Annotated in this window: 19 protein-coding genes and 1 pseudogene; 10 read left to right on the plus strand and 10 right to left on the minus strand. The window is 74.2% G+C overall.

Annotated features, from left to right (window positions below; genetic code table 11):
• Positions 1 to 24 precede the first annotated feature (24 nt).
• Together ACWCYO_RS26235 and ACWCYO_RS26240 are read right to left on the minus strand one after the other, a co-directional pair.
• Entirely contained in the window at positions 25 to 255 is a 231-nt protein-coding gene (locus ACWCYO_RS26235) for a GNAT family N-acetyltransferase (protein WP_333493528.1), read from the minus strand.
• Between the two features lie 29 nt (positions 256 to 284).
• On the minus strand, positions 285 to 812 hold the full coding sequence (locus ACWCYO_RS26240) for an O-methyltransferase (RefSeq protein ID WP_449785565.1): 528 nt from the start codon (positions 810 to 812) through the stop codon (positions 285 to 287).
• A 153-nt stretch (positions 813 to 965) separates the two neighbouring features.
• On the opposite strand from ACWCYO_RS26240, the gene ACWCYO_RS26245 reads away from it, so the two are divergent.
• A complete protein-coding gene (locus ACWCYO_RS26245; RefSeq protein WP_449785566.1) occupies positions 966 to 1,175 on the plus strand; it encodes a hypothetical protein in 210 nt (69 codons plus the stop codon).
• Here ACWCYO_RS26245 and ACWCYO_RS26250 read toward each other — a convergent pair.
• Entirely contained in the window at positions 1,169 to 1,816 is a 648-nt protein-coding gene (locus ACWCYO_RS26250; RefSeq protein ID WP_449785567.1) for an AAA family ATPase, read from the minus strand. The two genes, ACWCYO_RS26245 and ACWCYO_RS26250, sit on opposite strands and share 7 nt — an antisense overlap.
• Positions 1,817 to 1,977: 161 nt before the next feature.
• Here ACWCYO_RS26250 and ACWCYO_RS26255 point away from each other — a divergent pair, with 161 nt between their 5' ends.
• The gene (locus ACWCYO_RS26255) at positions 1,978 to 2,718 is read left to right on the plus strand and encodes an AMP-binding protein (protein ID WP_449785586.1); all 741 of its coding nucleotides are present in this window, start codon (positions 1,978 to 1,980) and stop codon (positions 2,716 to 2,718) included.
• Complete coding sequence (locus ACWCYO_RS26260) at positions 2,715 to 2,918, plus strand: hypothetical protein (RefSeq protein WP_449785568.1); 204 nt, start codon at positions 2,715 to 2,717, stop codon at positions 2,916 to 2,918. Before ACWCYO_RS26255 ends, ACWCYO_RS26260 begins: the two co-directional genes overlap by 4 nt.
• On the opposite strand, the gene ACWCYO_RS26265 is transcribed toward ACWCYO_RS26260, so the two are convergent.
• From ACWCYO_RS26265 to ACWCYO_RS26275, 3 genes are all read right to left on the minus strand, one after another.
• Positions 2,905 to 3,894, minus strand: coding sequence for an ABC transporter ATP-binding protein (locus ACWCYO_RS26265; protein ID WP_449785569.1), 990 nt, complete (start codon positions 3,892 to 3,894; stop codon positions 2,905 to 2,907). The two genes, ACWCYO_RS26260 and ACWCYO_RS26265, sit on opposite strands and share 14 nt — an antisense overlap.
• Before the next feature lie 112 nt (positions 3,895 to 4,006).
• Positions 4,007 to 6,811 (minus strand): hypothetical protein, encoded by a 2,805-nt coding sequence (locus ACWCYO_RS26270; RefSeq protein WP_449785570.1) that lies wholly within the window; start codon positions 6,809 to 6,811, stop codon positions 4,007 to 4,009.
• Positions 6,808 to 10,224, minus strand: coding sequence for an FtsX-like permease family protein (locus ACWCYO_RS26275; RefSeq protein WP_449785571.1), 3,417 nt, complete (start codon positions 10,222 to 10,224; stop codon positions 6,808 to 6,810). The genes ACWCYO_RS26270 and ACWCYO_RS26275 overlap by 4 nt, the downstream gene beginning before the upstream one ends.
• 409 nt (positions 10,225 to 10,633) lie before the next feature.
• On the opposite strand from ACWCYO_RS26275, the gene ACWCYO_RS26280 reads away from it, so the two are divergent.
• Positions 10,634 to 11,368: an ABC transporter ATP-binding protein gene (locus ACWCYO_RS26280; RefSeq protein ID WP_270149669.1), complete on the plus strand. Its 735-nt coding sequence runs from the start codon at positions 10,634 to 10,636 to the stop codon at positions 11,366 to 11,368.
• A 192-nt stretch (positions 11,369 to 11,560) separates the two neighbouring features.
• On the opposite strand, the gene ACWCYO_RS26285 is transcribed toward ACWCYO_RS26280, so the two are convergent.
• The 3 genes from ACWCYO_RS26285 to ACWCYO_RS26295 form a co-directional block, all read right to left on the minus strand.
• Positions 11,561 to 13,081 carry an FAD-dependent oxidoreductase gene (locus tag ACWCYO_RS26285; RefSeq protein WP_449785572.1) on the minus strand — a complete coding sequence of 507 codons (1,521 nt, stop codon included), beginning with the start codon at positions 13,079 to 13,081 and terminating at the stop codon, positions 11,561 to 11,563.
• Between the two features lie 345 nt (positions 13,082 to 13,426).
• A complete protein-coding gene (locus ACWCYO_RS26290) occupies positions 13,427 to 15,049 on the minus strand; it encodes an alpha/beta hydrolase (RefSeq protein WP_449785573.1) in 1,623 nt (540 codons plus the stop codon).
• Between the two features lie 267 nt (positions 15,050 to 15,316).
• A complete protein-coding gene (locus tag ACWCYO_RS26295) occupies positions 15,317 to 15,445 on the minus strand; it encodes a hypothetical protein (protein WP_270149664.1) in 129 nt (42 codons plus the stop codon).
• Between the two features lie 43 nt (positions 15,446 to 15,488).
• Here ACWCYO_RS26295 and ACWCYO_RS26300 point away from each other — a divergent pair.
• A pseudogene (locus tag ACWCYO_RS26300) lies at positions 15,489 to 15,862 on the plus strand (citrate/2-methylcitrate synthase); the annotation flags it as partial.
• The gene (locus ACWCYO_RS26305) at positions 15,859 to 16,005 is read left to right on the plus strand and encodes a hypothetical protein (protein WP_449785574.1); all 147 of its coding nucleotides are present in this window, start codon (positions 15,859 to 15,861) and stop codon (positions 16,003 to 16,005) included. The pseudogene ACWCYO_RS26300 and the gene ACWCYO_RS26305, both read left to right, overlap by 4 nt.
• A gap of 142 nt (positions 16,006 to 16,147) precedes the next feature.
• Here the strand turns inward: ACWCYO_RS26305 and ACWCYO_RS26310 are convergent, their stop codons facing one another.
• Complete coding sequence (locus ACWCYO_RS26310) at positions 16,148 to 16,780, minus strand: TetR/AcrR family transcriptional regulator (protein ID WP_449785575.1); 633 nt, start codon at positions 16,778 to 16,780, stop codon at positions 16,148 to 16,150.
• A gap of 181 nt (positions 16,781 to 16,961) precedes the next feature.
• Between ACWCYO_RS26310 and ACWCYO_RS26315 the strand changes: the two genes are divergently transcribed.
• From ACWCYO_RS26315 to ACWCYO_RS26330, 4 genes are all read left to right on the plus strand, one after another.
• Positions 16,962 to 18,137 (plus strand): FAD-dependent monooxygenase, encoded by a 1,176-nt coding sequence (locus ACWCYO_RS26315; RefSeq protein WP_449785576.1) that lies wholly within the window; start codon positions 16,962 to 16,964, stop codon positions 18,135 to 18,137.
• Positions 18,138 to 18,591: 454 nt separating this feature from the next.
• A complete protein-coding gene (locus ACWCYO_RS26320; RefSeq protein WP_449785577.1) occupies positions 18,592 to 22,509 on the plus strand; it encodes a Pls/PosA family non-ribosomal peptide synthetase in 3,918 nt (1,305 codons plus the stop codon).
• Positions 22,510 to 22,571: 62 nt separating this feature from the next.
• The gene (locus ACWCYO_RS26325; protein WP_449785578.1) at positions 22,572 to 23,972 is read left to right on the plus strand and encodes a M1 family metallopeptidase; all 1,401 of its coding nucleotides are present in this window, start codon (positions 22,572 to 22,574) and stop codon (positions 23,970 to 23,972) included.
• Positions 23,973 to 24,107: 135 nt separating this feature from the next.
• Complete coding sequence (locus ACWCYO_RS26330) at positions 24,108 to 25,487, plus strand: serine hydrolase domain-containing protein (RefSeq protein WP_270151439.1); 1,380 nt, start codon at positions 24,108 to 24,110, stop codon at positions 25,485 to 25,487.
• Positions 25,488 to 25,603: the final 116 nt, after the last annotated feature.

Raw genomic sequence — 25,603 nt, forward strand, 5'->3', positions numbered from 1 at the left:
GTGCGGAGCGAGCGGTTTTCCGGGTCAGGGCCGGAGGCGGGACAGGTGGTCGGCGCGGGTCGGTTGGTGGACGCGGACGGCGCTGCCGTTGCCGAGGACGGTGATCTGCCGTTCGGGGCGCAGGCCGAGCTTGGCCATGACGCGCTCGCCGGTCCACCGCATCACCTCGGGGTCGGCGTTCACCGCTGCCATCGCCGGCACGTCGTCCTCGCGCCAGCGCCGCAGCACCAGCCGGGGAGTCTCGATCGTGACCATCCGCTCGCTCGCTCCCTCCCTCCCTCCGCTCAGATCCTCCGCGTGGCCAGGACGGCCGAACTGCCCGGTGCGGTCAGCACTTCGGTGGCCGCCAACGCGGGGTGCGTCAGGTAGTGCAGGCGCAGCCGGTCGACCTCGCCGCCGAAGCGGGGCGGCCAGTGCGGCGAGGGCGTGAAGTCGTCCAGGACCAACAGGCCGCCGGGGGCGAGCAGTTCGACCACCCGGTCGGGGTCGTCGCGCTTGCCGCCGCCGTCACAGAAGAACACGTCGAACGGGGCATCCTCCTCGAACGACTCCGCCGCACTCCGGGCCAGTCGCCCGTCCCGCTCGACCGTGACCAGCCGGGCGCCCGGGCCGAGTCCGCTGCACAGCCAGGCCGTGCCGACCCCCGCGCCGGTGCCGCTCTCCGCGACCGTCCCGCCCGGTTTGGCCGCGGCGGCGAACGCCAGCAGCCGGCCGACCTCCCGGGTGCAGCTCTTGCCGAACCCCAGCCGGGCGGCGACCCGCTCGGCCGCCAACACCCCAGCGGGTACTCCACGTTCCTCGTCGCCCGTCATCCGCTCGCGAACCCCCTCCGACTCCGTACGGCTCCGTGCCGTCATGCCGTCATGACCGAGTGGATCACCATCGCCGGCTACCGGAACCGGACCGGCCGCCCGACGCCCATGGCCGTGCTCCGCGCTTGACCGCGTGACCGGGGCATCGACCGGATGCGCTTCCCGCCGGAGGCCGTCCGGTGGGACGCGCCTTGCGACGTCGGTCCGGACGGGCACTGGCAGTGCTGGTTCGACGTGCGGATCGACGCCGACGCCCTGCGCCCCCTCGGGCTCCACCCCGACCAGCCGACCGCCGCCGTCAACGGGCCCAGCCCGCCCGGCTGGTGGCACGCGGAGGCGGAGCGCCTGGCCCGCCGTCACTGAGCCCGGCGCGCCCCACCGAACCGGGCCGCCTCGGCCCTCGACCGGGAGACGGCGTCGAGCAGCAGCACGGACGCCGCCTCCGGGGTCGGCACCGGCCCGCCGGACCGCGCGTGCCGGGTGAACGCCGCCAACAGCCGCCCCAGGCCACGGTGGTGGCGGGCGAAGACCCGGGCGGAGGCGTGCCGCCCGCGCGCCCGCTGGCCGTCGAGGGCGGTGGCGGCGCCGACGTCGAGCAGCACCAGGTGCAGTTCGCGCCCCTGCCGGGCGGCCTCCCGGGCGAGCCAGCGGCGCATCCAGGCGCGGCTGCCGCAGTCGTGCACCAGCAGCGGCCCGCCCCGCCGCACCGAGGCGCGCAGCAGGCGGAAGTGCTCCAGCCGCGCCCACGGCCGGTACACCGCGTACGGCAGGATCGCGGGCATCACCGCCTCGCACGCCTCGTGCACCGTCCGCGGGTCCACCGTCGAGACCGCTCCGGCCGCCGCCCAGCGCCGCAGCAGCGTGCTCTTGCCCGCCCCCGGCAGGCCCGACACCACCACTACGGCCTCGGCCGGGTACCCCACCAGGAACCCCGTCCCGGCCTCGCCCCGCAGGTCCAGCACCCCGCGCGGTGCCACGACCGCCGCCTCCACCTCGCCGCCCACCGCTTCCCCGTCCGTGTCCGACCGCCGACCCTAACAAGTCCGGCGCTCCCGAACCCGCCGGTGGATACGCTGGCGAGCTGACCGATGACCATGTGCGCTGGGGGAGCGACATGCCGGACATCCGCACCTGGCTGCCGTGACGGCTCTGGTCGCCCGCCCCGCTGGAGCCCCGTTGCCGGCCCGAGGACGTGATGGCCGTGCGGTTCACCAGCGGCACGACCCGGCGACCGAAGGGCGTGCTGCGCCGCTTCGCCCGTCCGCCCCGGCCGGCGCTGCTGTCGGGGGCGTGCTTCCTGCTCCGCACCCCGCTGGGTCACGGCGGCGGCGCGACCGCGGACTTCGCGCTGGCGGCGGGCGGCACGGTGGTGCTGCAGGAGGGCTTCGTGGCCGAGGACGTGCTCGCGGCGGTCGAGCGGTACCGGGTGTCCCGGGCGTGCCTGCCGTCGCACCTGCTCTACGGCCTGCTGGACCACCCGTTGCCGGCCGCGACCGGCACCGGGAGCCTGCAGCGGGTCGGCTACACCGGCTGCCCGCCCTCGCCGCGCCGGTTGGCGGAGACGACCCGGCGGCTGGGCCGGGTGCTGCGGCAGACCTACAACCTGACGGAGTACGGGCCGGTCTCCCGGTTGAGCCCCGACGAGCACCTGGATCCGCGGCTGCTGACCACGGCCGGGCGCCCGTACCCGGACACCGAGGTGCGGACCGGGCGGCCGGTCATCGCCCTGGGGGGCGCGCGCGGTGGTGTGACGCGCCCCTGTAGCGCTTCGAGCGCCCGCGCGGACCACCTGTCGCGCGGCGGACGGCGGGAAGAGACCGACCGTGGGCACTCGACCGCGCGGGCCGAGCTGCCGATACACCCCGGCGGCGCGCCCTCGCACCGTCCCCAGGAGGCACTCCCTTGACCTGGCTACGCGTCCTGACCGCACTGGGCATCCTCGGCCTGGCGGCCGGTGCCCTGCTCGTCTTCGCCCGCTGCACCGCCCCCTCGCGGGGCCGGCCCATCGCCGGGGCCGCGCCGTCCGACCTCCGGACGGACGCCGAGGGCAGCGGCCTCTTCCAGCGAATGGGCGGTGACGGCTGGGACCGGGTCAGCCCCCCGTGACGTCGTCCGGACGGACCTCGATGTGGTCGGCCGCCAGGTCGACCGCCACCCGGTGCTCCATGCCGAGCGCCTCCAGGAACTTGACCGGCAGCTGCACCCGCCCGGTGCGGTCCAGCATCACGTACTCCCGCTCGTTGATCGACTCCTCGCCGTGCTCGTCCGTCACGGTGCGGCGCAGCACCTCGCTGCTGGTCCGTCCGTCCCGGATCGCCACCGTGCGGCGGACCTCGCCCGCGACCATCGGGTCGTGGGTGACGATCACGACGGTGGTGCCGAGCTCCCGGTTGACGGTGCGGAAGGACTCGAAGATCACCCCCGCGGTCTCGGAGTCCAGCTCGCCGGTCGGCTCGTCGGCGAGCAGCACCGGCGGGTTGTTCGCCATCGCCACCGCGATCGCGGCCCGCTGCTGCTGGCCGCCGGAGAGCTCGTTGGGGCGCCGGTGGGCGAGGTGCCCGATCTCCAGCGCCTCCATCAGCTCGGCCACCCGGGCGGCCTTCCCCTTCGGGCCGAGCGCCCCGGCCCGCCGGCCGCGCAGCTGCATCGGCAGGGCGATGTTCTCGGCGGCGGTCAGGAACGGCAGCAGGTTGCGGGCGGTCTGCTGCCAGATGAAGCCCACGACCTCGCGCCGGTAGCGCAGCCGCTCCTTGGCGGACATCTCCAGCAGGTCGCAGCCCGCGACGGTGGCGGTGCCGGCGGTCGGCACGTCCAGCCCGGCGAGGATGGTGAGCAGGGTGGACTTGCCGCTGCCGGAGGCGCCGACCAGGGCGACCAGGTCGCCCTGCTGGATGGTCAGTTCCAGGCCCTGCAGCGCCTGGACCTCGATCCCCTCGGCGCTGAAGATCCGCACCAGCCGGTCGCAGACGATGGCCGCGCCCGCTCCGTACGCCTTGGGGGAGGCGGCGGCGAGGGCCCGCTGCCGGAGCTCCTGCAGGCTGGGGGCCTCGACGGTCGGCCGCTCCTGGGGGGTGCTCTTCACCGCTGAACTCCTGTCTCGACGGTCTCGACGGTCTTGACGGTCTCGCCGGTCCCGGCCGTCCGCCCGCTCCCGGTGCTCTCCGCCGTCACGGCCCGTGCCGCTGGTCCCGCTGTCACGCCTGCTCCCCCGCCCGCAGTTCGGTGGCGATCTGTCGCCGGCCGGCGACCAGCGTCTCCGCCACCACCCCGAGGCCGACCAGCAGGGCCAGGCCCGCGGTGGGCAGCAGCACCGGCATCAGCACGGGGCTGATGACCTCCCCGACCCTGGCGCCGACCAGCGTCGAGATGTCGAAGGCCCCGCCCAGCAGGGCGACCGCCGCCAGCGCGACCAGGCCGCCGCCGACGGCCGCCGCCAGGGTCTGCGGCAGCGCCTCGGTGACGATCAGCGCCAGCCCCTGCCGGGGTCGCAGGCCCATGGTGCGCAGCCGGGCGAGGAGGGCCGTGCGGTCGGGTGCGGCTCGGAACAGTGTCAGCAGGACGGCGAGCAGGGCGAATCCGGCTCCGGCGGCGGCCGCGTACCAGAACAGCCGTCCGGCGGCGTGCTGCAGCGGGTCGTCGGCGAGCTGGGTGACGGTCTCCCGGCTGCTGTGCACGGTGTATCCGGCGGGTAGGCCGTGGGTGGACCTGCCGGCGGCCGCGGCGTCCTCCGCGACCAGTCTGGCCAGGCCGGTCGGCTGGGACCGGCCGTTGTCCCGCAGTGCGGACCTGACCTGCTCGGGGTCGACGTCGCCGACGGCGAACCACTTGTTCGTCCGTTTGGTGTCCGGCAGCCGCTCCCAGGCGGGGCCGGCGGGAACGACGACGAACGGCTTGCCCGGGTCGGGCAGGGCGGGGGTGGCGGGGACGATCCCGGCGACGGTGAGGCGCAGGCCGTTCCCGTTGGGCGTGCGCATCTCGGCCGGGCCGGCGGCCAGGCGCTTGGCCAGGTCGCGGCTGAACAGGGCGGGCACCGGGGTGTCCCGGCCGCCGGGCGTCCCGGCGAGCTTCGCCGGGTCGAACTCGCCGACCCCGAGGGTGCGGGCGATCTCGGCGTAGGCCGTGGGCTCGATCGCCACCAGGTAGGCCTCGGTGTACGCCTGGTCAGCGCCGACGAAGCGGGCCTTGGGCTCGACCCAGGCCCCGGTGGAGGCGTGGACGCCGGGCAGTGCGGCGGCGGCCTTGGTGAAGGACTCGGGCAGGGTGGCGTAGTCCGGGAGGGAGACGCCGATGTCCCCGCCCGTGGCGATGCGCGCGGCGCGGCTGCGGACGTGGTCGACGGTGTCGAGCACGGTGGCGCCGAAGCCGGTCGTGGTGACGGCGATCAGCAGGGCGAGCAGCGGCAGCACGGACGGCTTGCGGCGTCCCGAGGTGTCCCGGGCGGCGCGGGCCAGGCCGAGGAAGGCGATCAGACCACGCCCCCGGGCGGCGAGTCTGGCCAGCCGGCCGACCGCGACCGGCTCGATCCTCGCCAGCAGCAGCCCGCCGCTGACGGCGAGCAGCAGCGGGGCGGCGACCAGCAGCGGGTCCAGTCCGCCGCCCGAGCCGACGCCGCGGCGGCGGACCTCCGCCACGGCCGCGACGGTGACCGCGAGGACGGCGAGTTCGCCGACCAGCCGGCGCCGGCCGCCGGCGGGCTTCCGCCGCGACCACAGCAGGGCGGTGCGGGCCGGGAAGGCCAGCAGGGCGAGCAGCGCCGCGGCCAGGGCGGCCAGTACCGACTGGCCCCACCGGGGGGTGGGCAGCAGCACCATCGCCAGGGCCGTCCCGAGCACGGCGGCGGGCAGGACGGTGGCCGCGCCCTCGCCGACCAGTCGCAGCAGCACCCCGGTGCGGGAGCCGCCGCGGGCCTGGAGCAGCCGGATCTCGCCGGTGCGCCGGTCGGTGGTGAGGGCGGCGGCCAGGAACAGCACCACGGTGGCGACGCCCGCGACCCCGGCCGGGCCGATCGTGCTCAGTGGCAGCGAGGCCCGGTAGCGCTCGTCCGCCCGGGTGAGGATGTCGGGCAGGCCCGAGCTGGTGTGCAGGTCCGAGCGCCGGGTCTCGGAGATCAGGGCGCTTGCGCCGGGCCCGGTCAGGAACGAGCTGATGGTGTTGCGGGTCCGGTCGAGCTGGTCGGCCCGCAGCGTTGCGGGGTCGACGGGCAGCCGCCAGAAGTTCTCGCCGCCCGAGCCCCAGCGGGCCAGCGCGGGCAGGCTGCCTCCGTCGACGAAGCCGCTGGTCGTCCAGTGCTCGTGCTCGCGGGTGGCGTTCAGGCAGGCGCGGGCCGGGCAGCCCAGGTCGTCCCAGAACGGGTCGTGGGGATCGTTGATCCGGTAGAAGCCGACCACCACGGTGCTCCGTTGGGTGCCCGAACCCTCGACGCCGTTGTCGATGACGTCGCCGAGCTTGATGCGGATGGTCTCGGCGGCTTGCTTGCTGATCACGATCGGCAGCGGGCCGTGGCCGTCGCCGCGGGTCGGCCAGGTGCCGTCGGTCAGGGTGGCCCGGGCGGCCAGGTCGTGCAGGTGGAGCAGGCTGAGCACGGGGTCGTTCGCGTCGGAGATCCGGACGTACTCCCGGTTGGCCATGCCGCGCGAGCTCAGCGCCTTGGCGCCGTAGGCCTGGCCTGACCCGGACAGCGTGAGCTGTCGGCCGACCTTCGCGGTGAGCTTCTGCTCCACCCGGTCGAGCTCGGCGGCGTTGTCGTCGTTCTGAGTCCTGGAAGTGGTCTGCAGGCTGGTCGGGTTGAGGCCCTTCTGGCTGACGAAGGCGCGGAGCGCCGCGTCCGCGCCCCGGTCCGCGACGCGGGGGAAGGCCGCCGCGAGGAAGACCGTGACGAAGGCGAGGGCCGCCATCAGCACCGCGGCCAGCGGGCTGGCCCGCAGCCTGGTGCGGACCCAGGGCGCGGGGCGGTGGGCGGTCTCAGGGGTGGGCACGCCGGTGCCGGCCTGGATGGTCACATCTCCTCCACGTGGCGCAGCCGGCCGGCCACGTCCCGACGGCGGCGTCCGATGAGGAAGCCCGACAGCAGCGGGACGACGGCGATCGCGGCCGCGAGCAACAGGGCCTGGCCGACCGGCAGTTCGATCAGGGCCTCGGGCATCGGTTGCCGGGCGGCGGGCGTCAGCACCACGAACGGCACGATCAGGTGGACGAGCAGGGCCCCCAGAGCGAGCCCGACGGTGCCGCCGAGACCGACCAGCAGCGCCTGTTCGGCGGCGACGGTACGGCTGACCTGCTTGCGCGGCGCGCCCAGGGCGAGCAGCAGCGCGGAGTCCCGGGCGCGCTCGTGGGCGGAGCCGGCCACGGCGGCGACGAAGCCGATCGCGGCGAGCACGGCGGTGACGAGCGCGATCGCCATCAGCGCGTTCTGCGGGGCGGCGCCCACCGGGTCGCTGAGCAGCCCTTCGGCCACCTCGCCGGAGAGCTGGACGTCCTGGGAGCCCGGGGCGGACCGCAGGGCGACGGCGGCCTCGGCCGGGGTGCGGTCGCCGGGTCCGGTCGCGGGCAGCCACCACTCGGCGTGGCTGGGCACGGAACGGCCCTGGGCGGCCAGCAGCCGCGCCACGGTGCCCAGGTCGACGACGAGCGCGGTGCGGCCGGCAACCGGCACGGCCTCGACCGCCCCGGTGACCTTGACCGGCAGGGTGATCCCGGCGAACGGCACCCGGATGGTGTCGCCGACCGAGGCGCCGGTGAGCTTCAGGTAGTCCTGGGTGGCGACGCCGGACACCGTCGTCGGGGCGGTCGCCCCGACCGGGCTGAGGACGGTCCGGATGGTGTCCCCGGTGCCGTTCGCGAAGGCGAAGTCGACGGTGAACAGCTGGTTGGCGTCGGCCGGGTCGGGCCGGACGACGGCCGGAGGCCCGGACTTGGTGCTCGCGGTCGCCGCGACGTCGGGCGCCCTCCAGGAGAGCCCGGCCGGCACCGGGACGTCGGCTGCGGGGCCGTCGGCGCTGTCGGAGACGGCCAGCCCGCGCACGGTGATCTCGCCGTCGGCGCGGTCGCTGTAGGACACAGTCGCCCCGACCACGGTGAGCGGGGCGGCGGCGGAGCCCATCGGGGCGTCGACCAGCGCGCTCAGCGGGGCCGAGGCGCGCAGGTCGCCGTTGACCGGGAGGGCGGCGAACGGGGCCTTGTGGACGTAGCCGAAGCGGTCCCGCAGCAGCAGCGCCACCTCCGGGGGCGCGTCGGACACCATGTGCAGGGTGCCGGGCAGCGGGATCTTCCCGTGGAAGTTCTGGTGGATGGAGAGGTCGGCGTCGATCCGCAGCGGGCGGCCGGGCAGCGGCACTCCGGCCGCCGCCCCGGTCGGGGCCGGCTCGGCGAGCGGGCGGAACAGCTCCCCGCCGGAGTGCCCGCCGAGCAGGTCAACGCGGACCGGGACGCGGTCGGCGAAGGCCGCGGTGTCCACCACGAGCAGTTGCGCGGTGCCGTTCGACAGCGGCTGTTCCTCGCGGGCCACCGGGACCAGCCGGTCGCCGCCGGGCAGGGCGCCGTAGCGGCCGCCCTGGCCCATCAGCGCGCTGTGCGCGGCGGAGATCCTCAGGCCGCCGCCGGTGGCGAACGCGGCCTGGTCGCGCTGGGAGGCGGTCCAGGTGGCGTGCTGGCCGAGGGCGAGCACGCCGGTGGCCACGGCCATGACGAGCAGCAGCACCGGCCCGGTCGCCCGGGCGGGCTGACGGGCCAGCTGCCAGCCGACCATGGCCGGGCCGAGGCCGCTGCCCCGGGCGGCGACCCGGGCGCCCAGCCGGGCGACCAGCGGCAGCAGGCGCAGCACGACCAGGGTTCCCGCGCACAGCGCCAGCGTGGGGGTGGCGACCAGCAGCAGGTCGACCCCGAGCCTGCCGGAGGAGTCGGTGGACAGCCCGCCGCCGTACTGGTCGAGCTGCTGGTAGGCGAGCACCGCCAGCGCGAGCACCGCGAGGTCGCCGCCGTTGCGGGCGACTCCGGAGACCAGCGCCTGGCGGCGGCCGGCCTTGCGGCGCAGGGCGGCGCCGGCGCCGCGCAGCAGGCTGGGCAGGGTGGCCAGCATGATGCAGACGAGGGCGCCGATGACGGCCACCGGCCAGAGCGTCCAGCTCAGGCGGGTGTCCAGGGCGACCTGGTGGGACCGGCCGAAGCCCGCCAGGACGCGGACCAGGAACGGGGTGAGCAGGGGTGCGAACACCGCGGCCGGGAGTGCCAGCAGCACCGACTCCAGGGCGGTGAAGCCGCCGAGCCGGGCACCGGAGGCGCCGCGTGCGGCGAGCAACTCGTTCTCCCGTTCCTGGTGGGCCGAGATCAGCCGGACGACCAACAGCAGGGCGGCTGTGGCCAGCACCGCCAGCTGGAGGGCGCCGATCAGCAGGGTGGACCGGGCGACCATCAGACTTGCCGACAGTTCGCGTACCAGATCCGGGAGTTCGGTGTCGGCGCTGAGCGAGGACGTCTTCCCCAGGTCGCCGTTCAGGCCCTGGGTCCGCTCGCCGATGGCCTCGGCGATGTCCTGGTCGACGCCCGCGAAGTCGGCGTCGAGCAGCCACCCGCGGCTGCTCTGCGGCAGACCGCCCGCGGTGAAGGCGCTCTGGTCGACCATCATCGGGCCGTAGGTGGTGAACCCGCCGGTCTCGACCTCGTGGCCGCCGACCGGGTCGATGCGCCAGTACGGGGCGGACGGGTCGACGGCCCGGTAGGTGCCGGTGATCCGGACGGCCAGCGGCTTGCCGTCGAGCCGGTCGGCGAGCTGGACGTCCGCGGGCAGCGCCTGGGCGGCCAGGCCGAGCCTGGCCAGCAGGGCCTGCGGGACGGCGACCTGGAGGGCGGCGGACCGGACCGGACCGGTGACGGCGCCCGGCCAGGCGCCGGCGGTCAGCCGCACCTGGTTGCGGTCGAGGTCGGCGAGGACCGTCAGGTCGACCTTGGCCGTGCTGGACTGGCCGGCCGTCGCGGTTGCGGGGGCGGGCGTTGCGGGGGCGGGGGTTCTGGCGGTGGGGGTCCCGGCGGTGGGGGTTCCCGTTGCGGGGGTTCCCGTTGCGGGCGTGCCGGCCGCAGCGGTCCCGGCTGACGCGGCGTCGCCGCCTGGTAGGCCGTAGGAGCGGCTGCGCAGCAGGCTGTCGGTGCGTACGGGCAGCTCACCGAAGAGCTTCTGCCGGTATGAGGCGAGCGCCTCCTCGTCCTTCTGCCGCTGATCCAGGCCGTGTTCGGCGGTCACCACCACCGAGGTCCGGGCATGGCTCGAGCCCTGGAGCGCCTGCCGCAGGCCGGCCTGGCCGACGCTGCTGTTGAAGGTCACCAGGGCGGTCAACACTGCCGTGGTGATCAGCACCGTCAGCAGGACGGCAGCAGCCAGCGGCAATCGTCCGCGCAGTCTGCGCACGACGAAGCCGAGCATCACGTTCCTCCCCCGGTCGCGTCCCCGGTCGCAGCCCAGCCCCACCCGTCGATCCGGCCCCGCCCGGACACACATCGGCCACAGACGGACACCTCACGGGCACACCGGCGCAGTGATCACCGACCAAACGGTCACCGGATAGCGGACGATGCTGTCAGATTCGATCCGGGAACGGAAGGGACTTGCGCGAATCAAGTAACCCTGAGCAAATTCCTTGCATTGATAGGATCCCCGCCGGCAACGAGCCGCTGAAATGCCATGCACACTTCACAACTTTGGCTTCACCACCCGTCCTTGGCCGGGGATCTTCCCTTTCGCGAATTCCCCGCGGGACGGGTGAACCCGCGAACTCGCCTCACCCGTTGACCCGGACAGAACCGGGTAGTCACCGCCCACAGGGGGACGCCGCATGACGCAGCACCAGGCCGCCGACACCGCCCTGACGACCACCGGCCCGATGGTGGCCGTGACCGACCTCCGGCGCAGCTTCGGCACCGGCGAGCGGACCGTCCACGCCCTGCGCGGCATCAACTTCTCGATCGAACGCGGCGAACTCACCGCGCTCAAGGGCCGATCCGGTTCCGGCAAGACCACCCTGCTCAACCTGGTCGGTGGCCTGGACGCGCCGACCGGCGGCAGTATCGCGCTGGACGGCATCGACCTCGGCGGGCTGGACGAGGACAGCCGACTCGCCCTGCGGCGGGAGCGGATCGGCTTCGTCTTCCAGTCTTTCGGACTGATCCCGATGCTCACCGCCGCCGAGAACGTCGGTGTGCCGATGCGGCTGCGCAAGGTCCCGCCGGCCGAGCGCGAGGAGCGCGCCCACACCCTGCTGGCGCTGGTCGGCCTGGCCGACCACGCCAACCAGCGACCGGGCGAGCTCTCCGGCGGCCAGCAGCAGCGCGTCGCGATCGCCCGCGCACTGGCCAACGACCCGGGCCTGATCATCGCCGACGAACCCACCGGGCAGCTGGACTCCGAGACCGGCCGCTCGATCATGGAACTGCTGCGCGCGGTGGTCCGCAGCGAGGGCGTCACGGTTCTGGTCGCCACCCACGACCCGACGCTGATGGGGCTCGCCGACCGGGTGATCGAGCTCCACGACGGGCGGATCGTCGAGGAGGGTGCAGAGCAGGCCGCGTAGGCCGGCGGGGCTGCCGGGCGGCGGGACCCGGCCGGGGCGGCAGCCCCGGGGCCGCCGCCCCGGCCGGGCCACGGACGCTGTGGTGCGCCCGACCTCCCGGCCGCCCGACCCACCTGGACCGTCCTACCCGCCCGGACTGTCCGGACTGTCCGGACCGCCCAGCCCCTGGCTCAGCGCACCGTGGGTCGCCGCTCAGGCCCGGAGGGGCCGGATCGACTGGGCATGGTGGAACACCTCCTCCCCGTCCCAGTAGGCCTTCGTGCGCTGCAGTCGTGGATAGTTCCCCTTGTAGTACAGCCTCGGGTAGGCCGGGTCGGGCTGGTCGACCGTGCCCAGGTCCACGTCCGGGTAGTTGACGTAGGCGCCGTCCGTCGCGGTGTCGATCTCCGGGACGCCCCCCGTCTCCCGGTACACCTCCCGGTAGAGGCCGCTCAGGTACGCCAGATGGTCGGCGTCCTCGGCCGGATCGGTCCAGTAGGTCTGGTACTGCAGCTTCATGATCGAGTCCCGCTGCGCCACGGCGGTCTCCTCCGGCCGGCGGGCGTTGATCCGGCAGCCGTAGGAGTCGATCTGCACCAGCGTCTTGGTGAGGTCCACCCCGCTCACGTCCCGTGTCAGCCAGTCCCAGAGGGTGCCGATCCGGGCCCGGTCGAACGGCTCCCGGTGGTAGGCCGACTTGTACTTGCCGCGCTGGTTGTCGCCCGAGGGGTTGAGCGTCATGGTCGCCTGGAACCAGGGAAGTTGGCGCCGCTTCTCCGGATAGGGCAGGAACAGCCCGGCGACGCTGTGGGTCTGGACCACCGAGCGGGTCGCCATCCCCTGCTCCACGGACGCCACGAACTCGTCCAGCGGGCCAGGGTCGTCGCCGTCCCACTGGCTGAACAGCACGACGTTCCCGTTGGAGTGGTGGGTCAGCTTGAGGATCGCGAACAGCCCGTCGTAGACCGGTTCCCGCGGGCCGCTGTGCGCTGCCAGGAAGCTGCCGAAGTTGGTCAGCAGCCGCTCGAAGTCGCTGGGGCGGTCGATCAGTTCGTTCCAGGGCCAGGCGGTGCTGCTGATCCAGACCCGCGGCGGCGGCTCGGGTGCGTCGATCGAGAAGTGGTAGCGCAGCACCACCCCGAAGTTCCCGCCCCCGCCGCCGGTGTGGGCCCAGAAGAGGTCCTGCTCGGGCGAGCCGCTCGCGTCCTCACGGTTGGCCCTCGTCACCGCGGCGCGGCCGCCCCGCACGGTGACCACGTCGACCTGGACGAGGTGGTCCACCGTGAGCCCGTGTCGGCGGGAGAGCACCCCGAACCCGCCGCCGCAGATGTGCCCGCCCGCACCGACCGAGTAGCAGGACCCGGCGGGCAGGGTGACGGCGTACTCCCGGAACAGCGTGGTGTAGACGTCCCAGTTGGTGGCGCCGCCCTCGACGCAGTACGTGGGCCGGCCGAACTTGTCCGCCCCGGCGGCCACCCCGCGCATCGTGCTGAGGTCGAGGATCACGCCCCGGTCGTTGTCGACGAAGCCCTCGTAGCAGTGCCCGCCGCCGCGCACGGTCGGGCGCAGTCCGCGGTCCAGCGCCCGGTTCAGCTCGGCCACCGCGTCGGCCTCGTCCGCGACCAGCCGGATGTAGGCGGGACTGCTGTGCCAGCGCTGGTTGAAGCCCTGGCTGAGCGTCCGGTATCGGGGATCGCCGGGCAGGACCGTCCGCCCGGAGAATTCGTGTCGCATGCCCTTCCCCCACTTTCTCTAGTCCGAGAGAACCTGGCGGGCCGCACGCTAACACCCCTATTCGGCTTTGTGAATTCATTTACGAATTAATGTGACAGTACGTCATTTCTCTGGCCCCATCGAGCGCCCTTCACGACCTCCGTCCGGGGGTCGATTGTCAGTGGCATCGACTACGGTCCACGACGACTCCGCAGAATCCGTTCCACGGGAGGTTCGATGACGATCTTCTGTCCCATTCTCCGCGCGCTCCGGGCGCTGGGCCGGAGAACACGGCTGTGGTGGCCGGCGGAACCGCCGACCACCACAGCCCCGGCCTCACCGGCCGGGCGTTCGAGGGGAGAGCCCTCAGACCGCCGGGAAGATCTCGGCGTCCGGCTTGAGCAGCTGGCCCGGCTGCGGCGCCGTGCCGTCCACCAGGTAGCGGGTCACCATCGCGTTCAGCGCCTTGCTGCGGCCGACGGCGCAGTGCTCGATCGAGTCGACGCTGACCAGCACGGCGTTGCCCAGCTCCTGCTGCATCCGCTGGGCGAACTTGTACTGGGTGGCCGGGTCGTAGAGGTTGCCGATGACCATCACGGTGTTGGAGGTCTTCTTGTTCCACGGGCCGCTGAAGCGCTCGGCGTCCCGGGCCGGGGCCGGCCAGCTCGCGCAGGCCGGGGCGTCGAAGGCCTGGTAGCGGCCGAAGGTCGGCGACTCCTGCTCCCAGGCCCGGGCCACGTTGGCGAACGCCCGGTCGTTCGACGGGTACGGCTTGTCCTGGCAGTTGACGCCCATGTAGGAGTCGTCACCGGCGTACTCGGAGTCGGCCGGTGCCTCGCGCAGCGCGCGCGGGACGTTCACCGTGAGCTGGTTGGCCTCGTCGTCCGGGACGTTCGCCTTCGGCGCCAGCAGGGCGGCCGCGGCCGGCTTCTGCATCCCCTGGTAGGTGGCCTGCAGCGACTTCGCCAGCGGAGCCAGCTTGGCCTGCGAGTACAGCGCGCTGGCCACCTCGCTGGTGAAGCTGCTCAGCGTCACCTTGGAGCCGTTCGACAGCGTGATCGGGCTGGTCCGCAGGTGGTCGCGGAGCTCGTCGAACTTGGCCCGGGTGTCGCCGTCGCCGAAGGCGCAGCGCGGGGCGCCGGCGGCCTGGCAGCGCTTCAGGAACTCGTCCAGGGCCAGTTCGAAGCCGCCCGCCCGCTGGCGGTCGTACTCCAGGCCGTTGTGCAGGCGCAGGTTGGGGTCGACGTTGCCGTCGATGATGATCGCGCGCACCTTGTTGGGGTACATGTTCGCGTACGTCGAACCGATCAGGGTGCCGTAGGAGAACCCGGCGAAGGTGAGCTGGGAGTCACCGACGGCGCGGCGCATCCGGTCCAGGTCGCGCACCACGTTGATGGTCGACATGTGCTCGATCAGCGGGCCGGCGTTCTTGCTGCAGGCGTCGGTGTAGTCCTGGTCGGCGTCCAGGGTGTCGTTGACCTCGGTCCTGGTGACGGGCACGCCCACCATGCGGTTGTTGACCGCGTCGGCCTCTTCCTGGGTCTTGAAGCACTTGAGCGGGTTGCTCCGGGCCACTCCGCGGGGGTCGAAGCCGACCAGGTCGAACTTGGCCTGCACCTCGGCGCCGAAGCGGGTGGTGGTCGCCCACATGTAGCCGCTGCCGCCGGGGCCGCCCGGATTGAGGAACAGCGAGCCGATCCGCTTCGACGGATCGCTCGCGCGCCGCCGCAGCATGGCGATGCCGACCTTCTCACCGGACGGGTTGTCGTAGTCCAGCGGCACGGGGTAGACGGCGCAGTCGTAGATGCCCGGGTCCGGCTTGCTCGGGTCGGGGTTGCACGGCTTCCAGTCGACGGGGTCGACCTTCGCCTCGGCGGCCGCCGCACCCGGGGCCTGGTCGAACGGCGCGGCCGAGGCGGCCACGGCGGATCCGGTGACAAGGGCGAGCGCGCAGGTGACCGCTCCGGCCAACGTGGATATGCGGGACAAGGAACCTCCTCCGTACTGAAAGGGCGGCCCCAGCCTGTCAGTCTGAGAACTCCGTGTGAAGACCTCGAAGCAGCGGAAATCTTCCGAGTTCCTCACCCTCGTTCCTCACCCTCCGCGACCGGAACATTCTGTGAATGAACCGACTTGACGGTTGGTTGACCCGATGGTGGTTCAATCCGACCGGTTTCGGCGACCGGTGGCCGGCGACCGGCCGCTGTCGGCCGGGCTGCGGGCTTCCGGCGTCACCCGCGGCCCGGAGGTCGACCGCTATTCGGCGATCGGCTGCGACAGGTCGTCCTCGGCGACGACCTGGTAGACCGCTTTCAGGGTCGGCGGTCCGGCCAGGTCCTTGATCCGCTCGAAGCGGCGCTCCTCGACCGGCCCCAGGCGCTCCATCCACTCCCCCATGGACTCCGACCCGTGGTCACCCTCGATCAGCTCGCGGATGCTGAACGCGGTCGCCGAGCGGCTGGGCGGAGGCTTCGCGCCGCTCGCGGTGAGGGTGGAGCGGCACGTGCTCGACGCGCCCGCCGAACTCAAGCCGGAGCACGAGCTGTTCACCGACGTCGAGTACTACGCGGGCGTGGTCATGGACCAGTGCGGTGTGCCGCGCGAGATCTTCACCCGACGTTCGCGGCGGGCCGGATCGTGGGGTGGTGCGCCAACGTGCTGGAGCAGGCCGCGGACAGCAAGATCATCCGCCCCGCAGCAGGGTACGCCGTCCCGGCGGTGCCGCAGCCGGGCCGGCGCTGGGCTGACCCGGGCGGGGGCTCGTCGCCCCGTTCCCGGGTGTGGGGTACGGTGCGCGGATGAAGTTCCTGGAGCGGATCCTGGTCCGCGGGTTGTTCCGGTTCCTGTTCACCACGGCGGCTGGTTGGGTGGTGCTCGGTGTACTGGTGACGGCGATCGTGGCGCTGGTGGCGGTCCGCGCGGTGCGGGACGAGCGGGCCGGGTGACCGTCCACCGGTATGCGTCGAACACACGGAGGGCTCCGGCCGGACCACTCGGTCCAGACCGGAGCCCTCGCTCATGACAAATCGAGGTTGACGGCCAGCCCGCGTCCGCCCATGCGGCAACCGGCCCGGGGCAAACGCCAAACTAAGCCCCGGTCGCGCCGCGGAGGGCGGCCGCCACCAGACCCTGGAGCTCGTCGGCCCCGGTCTCGCCTCCGCCCACCAGGCGGTCGAAGACCAGGCCGTCGATGCAGGCCAGCAGCGTGGCGGTCCGCCCGTCGGGGTCGGCCACGCCCTGATCGGCGAGGAAAGCCCGGACGACGGCCCGGCCGGCGTTCTCGCGCGGCACGAGGATCTCCCGCAGCTCGGGGTCGCGCACGCTCTCCACGGCGCAGGCGTACCGCGCGAGCGACCGCCGCCGCCCCGCGCCGGTCAGCCGGTGCCGCATCAACTCACGGATGTTCTCCACCAGTTCGTCCGCCGAACGGACCGTCGCCCGCTCCCCCAGCGCCTGCAGCTCACCCTGGTCCAGCTCGACCAGCCGCCGCACCAACGCGGTCAGCAGCGCCTGTCTGGTCCGCAGGTAGGCCGAGGTGGTGCCGACCGGCAGCCCGGCCGCCGCGTCCACCGCCCGGTGGGTCAGCCCCCGCACCCCCGCGTCCGCCAGCACTCCGATCGCCGCATCCGCCAGTACCGTCCGCCGGTCCGGCCTCCCCGCTCCGTTCGTGCCGCCCTGCTCCTGCTCCCGCTCGTTCCCCTGCTCCTGGTCTCGCCGCATCCCCCCTTTCTACCGGGACGGGGCCCCACCTCGCCCGTCCGCCCGCCCGGACCCACAAGCGGAGCACCCCTCACCGCCCGCCCGGGCGCCCGCCCCTCCCCACCGATCGCCTCCCGTAAGCCCGTAGTACGCTCCTTCTACAGCTGTAGAAAACAGCGCGGCGACACGGGAAGGACCGGGCATGAGCAGCAGCAGCGCGGTGGTGGTCGGGGGCGGCATCGGCGGGTTGGCGACGGCGATCGGACTCCGGCTGGCCGGGTGGGACGTGACCGTGATCGAGCGGGCGGCCGTACTGGACGACGCCGGAGCCGGGATCTCGCTCCACGCCAACGGCATGCGGTCGCTCGGGATCCTCGGGGTGGGCGAGGCCATCGAGGCGGCCTCGCGGCGGCAGTACACCGGCGGGACGCGGACGCCGGACGGCCGTCGGCTCGCCCAGATGGACGGCAGGGCGCTGGAGCGGGAGTTGGGGGCGCCGATCGTCGGCATCCCCCGGGCGGACCTGCACCGCATCCTGCGCGAGGCACTGCCCGCCGAATCCCTGATGATCGGCGCGGAGGTGACGGAGATCGACACCGCCGACCCCGCCCGGGTCACGGTGGGCTACGACGGCACCACCCTGAAGGCGGACCTCCTGGTGGCGGCCGACGGCATCAACAGCCGGATCCGGCGCCGCCTCTTCCCCGCCCACCCTGGGCCGGTGTACAGCGGCTCGACGGTACTGCGGGCGATCACCGAGCGTCCGGTCGACGGGCTGTCCGCCGACTTCGAGCTGACCTGGGGCCACGGTGCCGAGTTCGGCCACATCGCCTTCCCGGACGGCCGGGCCGAGTGGCACGCCGTGCTCAACTCCCCGGCCGGGGTCCGCTACCGGGACTCGCTGACCGAGGTCCGCCGCCGCTTCGCGCGCTGGCACGACCCGATTCCCGCGCTACTGGCGGCAACCAACCCGGAGGCGGTGCTGCACCACGACGTCAACGAGCTGGTCACCCCGCTGCCTTCGTACGTCTCGGGCCGAGTCGCCCTGCTCGGTGACGCCGCACACGCCATGACGCCCCACCTCGGCCAGGGCGCCTGCCAGGCGCTGGAGGACGCGGTGACGCTCGCGGCGGCGGTCGCCGGGAGCCAGACGGTCGAGGGCGCGCTCGTCCGCTACGACGCCGCCCGCCGTCCGCGCAGCCAGACCGTGGCCCGCGACGCCCGCCGGGCCGGCCGGATGGGCCAGCAGCTCGCCAACCCGCTGGCGGTAGGCCTGCGCAACGCCGCGATCCGGCTCACCCCGCCCGGCGCGATGATGCGGACCGTCCTGAAGCACGCCGACTGGACGCCGCCCCGGATCGCTTCCCGGGCCGCCTAGCCAAGGACCGTCGACCGCAAGGACCGCCGACCGCAAGCACCGTCCGCTCGGGCGACGCACCACCTCCGTGACGCGGCGTCCCGAGACCGGGCCGGCCGGGGAAGCCGTCGCCGCAATCCCCGGCCCGCCCGGCCCACCACCCGAAGGAGCAGCAATTCCTGTGGCATGGATCACGATCAGGATTTCAGCCTGACGATCCGTCAATTCGACTGACCTATCGTCACATCAATACAAAGAGGCATCAGTTGTCAGCTGATGTGAGGTCAGATTCGGCCACTCCTGCGCCAGTTGGGCCGGGTGTCAGCCCCTGCCGGTTCGGGAACCCGGGGCTACCATCGGTCGGGTTGTCCGCTCCGGCCCCGGAGTGGGGTCACCCGTCAGGCGAGTGCTCCCACCGCCCCAAGGGCCGGACATCGGTCGGAACGGGGCGAGGACGAGGAGCGCACGGGCTGCCATGACAGCTGAACCGAGCCACCCGAAGCAGTACGCCACGCCACCGCGGCCCGCACCGGAGCAGGCCGCACCCCCGCAGGCCGCACCCCCGCACGCGCTGTTCCCCGGCCGCCCGGCCGCCGCCCCGCGCACGCTGGTCGACGTGCTGGACGCCACCGTGCGCGCCCACCCCGACGAGCCGGCCCTGGACGACGGCCGCACCGTGCTCAGCTACCGCGCCCTGGCCGCCGAGGTCGAGCAGCTGCGCCGCCGGCTGACCGCCGCCGGGATCGGCCCGGGCGACCGGGTAGGCGTCCGGGTGCCCTCCGGCACCAACGACCTGTACGTCTCGATCCTCGCCGTGCTCGCCGCCGGCGCCGCCTACGTCCCGGTGGACGCCGAGGACCCGGACGAGCGTGCCCAGCTGGTCTTCGGCGAGGCCGCCGTGGCCGCCGTGCTCGGCGCCGGGCGCGCCCTGAGCAGCACCACCACGCGCCAGGCCGTGAGCGGGCGCCGCCCCACCCCGGCCGACGACGCCTGGATCATCTTCACCTCCGGCTCGACCGGCAAACCCAAGGGCGTCGCCGTGACCCACCGCAACGCCGCCGCCTTCGTCGACGCCGAGGCCGCGCTCTTCCTCCAGGAGGAGCCGATCGGCCCCGGCGACCGGGTGATGGCCGGCCTGTCGGTCGCCTTCGACGCCTCCTGCGAGGAGATGTGGCTGGCCTGGCGGCACGGCGCCTGCCTGGTGCCCGTCCCGCGCTCCCAGGTGCGCAGCGGCGCCGACCTCGGCCCCTGGCTCGCCGAGCAGGAGATCACCGTGGTCTCCACCGTGCCGACCCTGGCCTCGCTGTGGCCGGCCGAGGCGCTCAACGAGGTCCGGCTGCTGATCTTCGGCGGCGAGGCCTGCCCGCCCGAGCTGGTGCAGCGCCTCGTCACCGAGGGCCGCGAGGTGTGGAACACCTACGGTCCGACCGAGGCGACCGTGGTGGCCTGCGCCGCTCTGCTCACCGGCGAGGGCCCGGTCCGGATCGGCCTGCCGCTGGACGGCTGGGACCTCGCCGTGGTGGACGAGGCCGGGCAGCCCGTCGCCCCCGGTGGCACCGGGCAGCTGGTGATCGGCGGGGTCGGCCTGGCCCGCTACCTCGACCAGGAGAAGGACGCCGAGAAGTACGCGCCGCTGCCCTCGCTGGGCTGGGAGCGCGCCTACCGCAGCGGCGACCTGGTCCGGGCGGACCCGGCCGGTCTGCTGTTCCTCGGCCGCACCGACGAGCAGATCAAGCTCGGCGGGCGCCGGATCGAACTCGGCGAGGTGGACGCCGCCCTGCAGGCGCTGCCCGGAGTGGCGGGCGCGGCCGCCGCAGTACGGACCGCGCGCCGCGGCAACCAGCTGCTGGTCGGCTACCTGGTGGTCCAGGACGGCTTCGACCGCGAGCGGGCCGTCGAGCGGCTGCGCGCCGAGCTGCCCGCCGCCCTGGTGCCGCTGCTCGCCCCGGTCGACAGCCTGCCCACCCGCACCTCCGGCAAGGTCGACCGGGGCGCCCTGCCCTGGCCGCTGCCCGAACTGGAGGCCACCGCCCCGGGCGAGCAGCTGTACGGCACCGAGGCCTGGCTCGCCGAGCAGTGGGCCGAGATCCTCGGCGTGCAGGTGAGCGGTGCGCGCGACGACTTCTTCGCGATCGGTGGCGGCAGTCTGGCCGCCGCCCGGCTGACCACCCTGCTGCGCACCCGCTACCCGAGCGCCGCCGTGCTGGACATCTACCAGCACCCGACGCTGCGCAAGCTCGCCCGCCACCTGGAGCGCACCGCCGCCGCGGGCGGTGAGGCCCGTACCGTCGCCCTGGTGCCGACCCGAGCCAAGCTGCTCCAGTTGCTCCTGCTGGTCCCGCTGTTCACCGTGGTCGGCCTGCGCTGGACGGTCGCCCTGCTGGCCGCCGGGAACCTGCTCTCGCACCTCGGCGACTACCCGTGGGCGCCCACCGCCTCCTGGTGGGCGGTCGGCGCGGGCGCGCTCATGCTGTACAGCCCGCCGGGCCGGCTCGCGATCGGCGCCGGTGGCGCCCGGCTGCTGCTGCACGGACTGCGCCCCGGCAGCTATCCGCGCGGTGGCGCCGTGCACCTGCGGCTGTGGGCGGCCGAGCGGCTCGCCGAGCTGAGCGGCGCGACCGGGCTGTCCGGCGCCTGGCTGGTCCCTTATGCCAGGGTGCTGGGCGCCAAGGTCGCCCGCGAGGTGGACCTGCACTCGCTGCCGCCCGTCACCGGGATGCTCAAGCTGGGCCGGGGCTGCGCCGTCGAGGCCGAGGTCGACCTGTCCGGCTACTGGCTGGACGGCGATCGGCTGGAGGTCGGCCAGATCAAGGTCGGCGCCGACGCGGTGGTCGGCACCCGTTCGACGCTGCTCCCCGGGGCCCGGGTCGGCAAGCGCGCCCAGGTGCTGCCGGGTTCCAGCGTCACCGGCCACGTGCCGACCGGCCAGCGCTGGGGCGGCGCGCCCGCCGTCAAGCTGGGCCGGGCCGAGTGGTCCTGGTCCAAGGGGACGCCGGTCCGCCGGCCCGCCTGGGCCGCGGTGTACGGCGCCGGCGTCGCCCTGCTCGCCCTGCTCCCGGTGCTGCCCGCCGCGGCGGCCGTCGCCCTGCTCTCCCGCTTCGTCGACCGGGGCGCTGACCTCGGTCCGGCCCTCGCCGGCGCCCTGCTCGGCCTGCTCCCCGCCACCCTGGCGTACGGCGCGCTGTACGCGGCGCAGCTGGTGGTGCTGGTCCGGCTGCTGAGCATCGGGCTGGTGCCGGGTGTGCACCCGCTGCACGGCCGGGTCAGCTGGCAGGCGTGGACGGTCAGCCAGCTGATGGACCGGGCCCGCGAGGTGCTGTTCCCGCTGTACGCCGGGCTGGTCACCCCGCTGTGGCTGCGGGCGCTGGGGATGCGGGTCGGCCGGGGCGCCGAGGTGTCCACGGTACTGGCGCTGCCCAGCCTGACCACGGTCGGGGACGGCGCGTTCCTGGCCGACGACACCCTGATCGCGCCGTACGAGCTGGGCGGCGGCTGGATGCGCCTGGGTGAGGCGAAGGTCGGCGACCGGGCCTTCCTCGGCAACTCGGGGATGACCGCGCCGGGCCGTTCGGTGCCCAAGCGGGGCCTGGTGGGCGTGCTCTCGGCGACGCCGGCGAAGGCGAAGAAGGGCGGCTCGTACCTGGGCATGCCGCCGGTGCGGCTGCCGCGCGCGGCGGACCAGGCGGACCAGAGCCTGACCTACGAGCCGCCGGCCCGGTTGCGGTGGGCGCGCGGGCTGGTCGAGCTGGCCCGGCTGCTCCCGGTGCTGGCCTCGGGGGCGCTGGGCCTGGCGACGGTGGCGGCGCTGTCCTGGCTGGCGGCGGGTTCCCTCCTGCTGGCCGCGCTGCTCTCCGGACTTGTGCTGCTGGCGGCGGGCGGCGTGGCCTGTCTGGTCGCGGTGGCCGCGAAGTGGCTGCTGGTCGGGCGGTTCCGGGCGGTGGAGCACCCGCTGTGGAGCGGCTTCGTGTGGCGCAACGAGCTCGCCGACACCTTCGTGGAAGTGCTGGCGGTGCCCTGGCTGGTCGGCGCGGTGCCCGGCACCCCGGTGCTGAACCTGTGGCTGCGGGCGCTCGGCGCCAAGGTCGGGCACGGCGTGTGGTGCGAGAGCTACTGGCTGCCGGAGGCGGACCTGGTCACCCTCGGGGACGGGGTCAGCGTCAACCGGGGCTGCGTGGTGCAGACGCACCTCTTCCACGACCGGATCATGCGGATGGATACTGTGGTCCTCCGCGAGGGCGCCACCCTGGGCCCGGGCGGGATCGTGCTGCCCGGCAGCACGGTGGGCGCGCGCAGCACGCTGGGCCCGGCCTCGCTGGTGATGCGCGCCGAGTCCGTCCCCGCGGACACGCGGTGGCTGGGCAACCCCATCGAGGCCTGGCAGACCACGCCGTGACCACCCCTCCGACCGATCGCCCCGGCATGGTCACCCGCCCGGGCACGACCATCCGTCCCGGCATGACCACCCGCCCGGGCACGACCATCCGTCCCGGCCCGCAGGAAGCACCCGCCCCCGTGAAGCCCAAGCACGCCCCGCCGGCCGCCGGCGGTCCGGACCCGTACTTCCCGAACAGCGGCGACCACCGCTACCGGGTGCACCGCTACGAAATCGCGCTGGACTACCGGCCCGGGCCCAACCGGCTGGCCGCCTCGGCCCGGCTCAGCGCGGTGACGAACGCGGCACTGGCCGAGTTCGCGCTCGACCTGGCCGAGTTCCGGATCGGGCGGGTGCTGGTGGACGGCAAGGCCGCCCGCTACACCCACCGCGGCGGCAAACTGCGGATCCGCCCGGCCAAGGCGCTCGCCGCGGGTGCGGCCTTCACCGTCGAGGTGCACTACACCGGCAACCCCCGGCCGGTGCGCAGCCCGTGGGGCGGACTGGGCTGGGAGGAGCTGACCGAGGGCGCGCTGGTGGCCAGTCAGCCGGTCGGCGCGCCGTCCTGGTTCCCGTGCAACGACCGGCCCGCGGACAAGGCGACGTACCAGGTGGCGGTGACCACGCCGTCCCCGTTCACGGTGGTGTCCGGCGGGCGGCTGCTCACCCGGACCGCCCGGGCCTCCAGCACCACCTGGGTGTACGAGCAGAGCGCACCGACCTCGTCGTACCTGGTGACGGTCTCGATCGGGCACTACCAGCCGGTGCCGCTTGCCGCCCGCCCCGCGCCCCCGCGGACCGGTGTCGTGGCGCAGACCGGGTACGTGCCGCAGCGGCTGGCCGAGGCCTTCACCCGGGACTTCGCGCGGCAGCCGGAGATGATGGCGTACTTCGCCGAGGTCTTCGGGCCGTACCCGTTCGGCGAGTACGCGGTGGTGGTCGCGGACGAGGAGCTGGACGTCCCGGTGGAGGCGCAGGGCGTGGCCACCTTCGGCACCAACCACCTCGGCGGCGGCTGGGAGCGCGAGCGGCTGATCGCGCACGAGCTGGCCCACCAGTGGTTCGGCAACAGCGTCTCGATCGCCGACTGGCGGCACATCTGGCTCAACGAGGGCTTCGCCAAGTACGCGGAGTGGCTCTGGTCGGAGCACTCCGGCGGCCCGGCCGCGTCTGTGCACGCCGCCGCCGCGCACCGGCTGCTGGCCGGACTGCCGCAGGACCTCAGGCTCGGCGATCCGGGCCGCCGGCTGATGTTCGACGACCGGCTGTACCAGCGCGGAGGCCTTACGGTGCACGCGTTGCGGCGGGCACTCGGCGAGGACGCGTTCTTCGCGATGCTGCGGGACTGGGCCGGTGTCAACCGGCACGGCGTGGTCGCCACCGGCGACCTCCTCGCCCACGCCTCCCGGTACACCGCCACGCCGCTCGGCCCGCTGTTCGAGGCATGGCTGGAGCGGCCGGAGCTGCCGCCGCTGACGGACTGACCGACGGACGGGCTGACGGTCCGAGGTTCTGGCGGTCTGCCGGTCTGGCGGGAGCCCGGCTGCCGGGTATATTCACGCTGGTCCGAGGCCCGGCTGGGCTACTGTCCGTCCATGCCGATGAGCTCAGACGATCAGATGACCGACCAGCCCGACCACCTGCTGCCCACCACCCGCCGCGCCCTGCTGCACCGCGTCGCCGTCGCCCAGGCCGAGGGCCGCACCCCGTCGCTGGTGGCCGGGGTGGTGCGGGAGGGCCGGCTGGTGTGGAGCGGTGCCCGCAGCATGATCGACGGCCACGCGCCGGACCCGGACGTCCAGTACCGGATCGGTTCCCTCACCAAGACCTTCGTCGCGGTGCTGGTGCTGCGGCTGCGCGACGAGGGCCTGCTCGACCTGGCCGACCCGCTGGGCCGCCACCTGCCCGGCACCCCGGCCGACCAGGCCACCGTCGCCCAACTGCTCGCCCACTCCGGCGGGCTCGCCGCCGAGACGCCCGAGCCCTGGTGGGAGCGGACGGACGGCGCCCTGCGACCCGAACTCGGCGACCTGCTCGAGGAGGAGAGCCCGCTCAAGCACCCGGCCGGGCGCCGCCACCACTACTCCAACCCCGGCTACGCGCTGCTCGGCGCACTGGTCGAGAAGCTGCGCGGCGAACCCTGGGGCGAGGTGCTGCGCCGCGAGGTGCTGGCCCCGCTCGGCATGGACCGCACCACCCTGCTACCCGAGCACCCGCACGCAGGGGGCTTCGCCGTCCACCCCTGGGCCGACGTCATGCTGCCCGAACCGCTCACGGACACCGGCCTGATGGGCCCGGCCGGCCAGCTCTGGTCCACCGGCGCCGACCTGGCCCGCTGGGCGGCCTTCCTCGCCGCCGGCCACGACAAGGTGCTCCAGCCCGACACCCTCGCCGAGATGCGCCGCCCCGCCGTCGGCCCGGACGACGCCGAGTGGACCTCCGGCTACGGCCTCGGCCTGCAACTGCGCCGCCACGAGGGTCGGTTGCTGTACGGCCACACCGGCTCGATGCCCGGCTTCACGGCCGGGCTGTGGGTCAGCGAGGAGGACGGCCTGGCCGCGTTCGCCCTGTCCAACGCCACCAGGGGCGCCAACACCCCCTTGCTGGCCGCCCAGTTGATCGGCATCACGGCGGCTCACGAACCCCGGCTGCCCGCGCCCTGGCGTCCGCTGCCCGAGGTGGACGAGGAACTGCTGGCGCTCACCGGCCCCTGGTACTGGGGCGCGGCGCCCAACGCCCTGCGACTGCGGGCCGAGGGCGTCCTGGAGCTCACCGAACTCGCGGGCGGCCAACGGGGATCGCGCTTCCGGCCCCAGCCGGACGGCAGCTGGCTGGGCCTGGACAACTACTACGCGGGCGAGACGCTGCGGGTGGTCCGGCACGCCGACGGCACGGTCAGCCACCTGGACGTCGGGTCCTTCGTCTACACCCGCGAGCCGTACGGGCCGGCCGCCGCCGTTCCCGGCGGGGTCGACCCGCAGGGCTGGCAGGCGTTCTGAGCCGGTCGGCCGGCCGGTTCCGGGAGGCGTGACGACGGGGGCGTGCGATGCAGGTGCGCGCCCCCGTTGTCCACCCCGGCCGAACGACCGCCCGGTGCCGGGCAGGTGGCCGACGG

Source organism: Kitasatospora sp. NPDC001683 (assembly GCF_053596495.1).

Coding starts and splice junctions, on each gene's coding strand:
- ACWCYO_RS26235 (WP_333493528.1), bottom strand. CDS start 255: ATGGTCACGATCGAGACTCCCCGGCTGGTGCTGCGGCGCTGGCGCGAG.
- ACWCYO_RS26240 (WP_449785565.1), bottom strand. CDS start 812: ATGACGGGCGACGAGGAACGTGGAGTACCCGCTGGGGTGTTGGCGGCC.
- ACWCYO_RS26245 (WP_449785566.1), top strand. CDS start 966: ATGCGCTTCCCGCCGGAGGCCGTCCGGTGGGACGCGCCTTGCGACGTC.
- ACWCYO_RS26275 (WP_449785571.1), bottom strand. CDS start 10,224: ATGCTCGGCTTCGTCGTGCGCAGACTGCGCGGACGATTGCCGCTGGCT.
- ACWCYO_RS26280 (WP_270149669.1), top strand. CDS start 10,634: ATGACGCAGCACCAGGCCGCCGACACCGCCCTGACGACCACCGGCCCG.
- ACWCYO_RS26285 (WP_449785572.1), bottom strand. CDS start 13,081: ATGCGACACGAATTCTCCGGGCGGACGGTCCTGCCCGGCGATCCCCGA.
- ACWCYO_RS26295 (WP_270149664.1), bottom strand. CDS start 15,445: ATGGAGCGCCTGGGGCCGGTCGAGGAGCGCCGCTTCGAGCGGATCAAG.
- ACWCYO_RS26305 (WP_449785574.1), top strand. CDS start 15,859: ATGAAGTTCCTGGAGCGGATCCTGGTCCGCGGGTTGTTCCGGTTCCTG.
- ACWCYO_RS26310 (WP_449785575.1), bottom strand. CDS start 16,780: ATGCGGCGAGACCAGGAGCAGGGGAACGAGCGGGAGCAGGAGCAGGGC.
- ACWCYO_RS26315 (WP_449785576.1), top strand. CDS start 16,962: ATGAGCAGCAGCAGCGCGGTGGTGGTCGGGGGCGGCATCGGCGGGTTG.
- ACWCYO_RS26320 (WP_449785577.1), top strand. CDS start 18,592: ATGACAGCTGAACCGAGCCACCCGAAGCAGTACGCCACGCCACCGCGG.
- ACWCYO_RS26325 (WP_449785578.1), top strand. CDS start 22,572: ATGACCACCCGCCCGGGCACGACCATCCGTCCCGGCCCGCAGGAAGCA.
- ACWCYO_RS26330 (WP_270151439.1), top strand. CDS start 24,108: ATGACCGACCAGCCCGACCACCTGCTGCCCACCACCCGCCGCGCCCTG.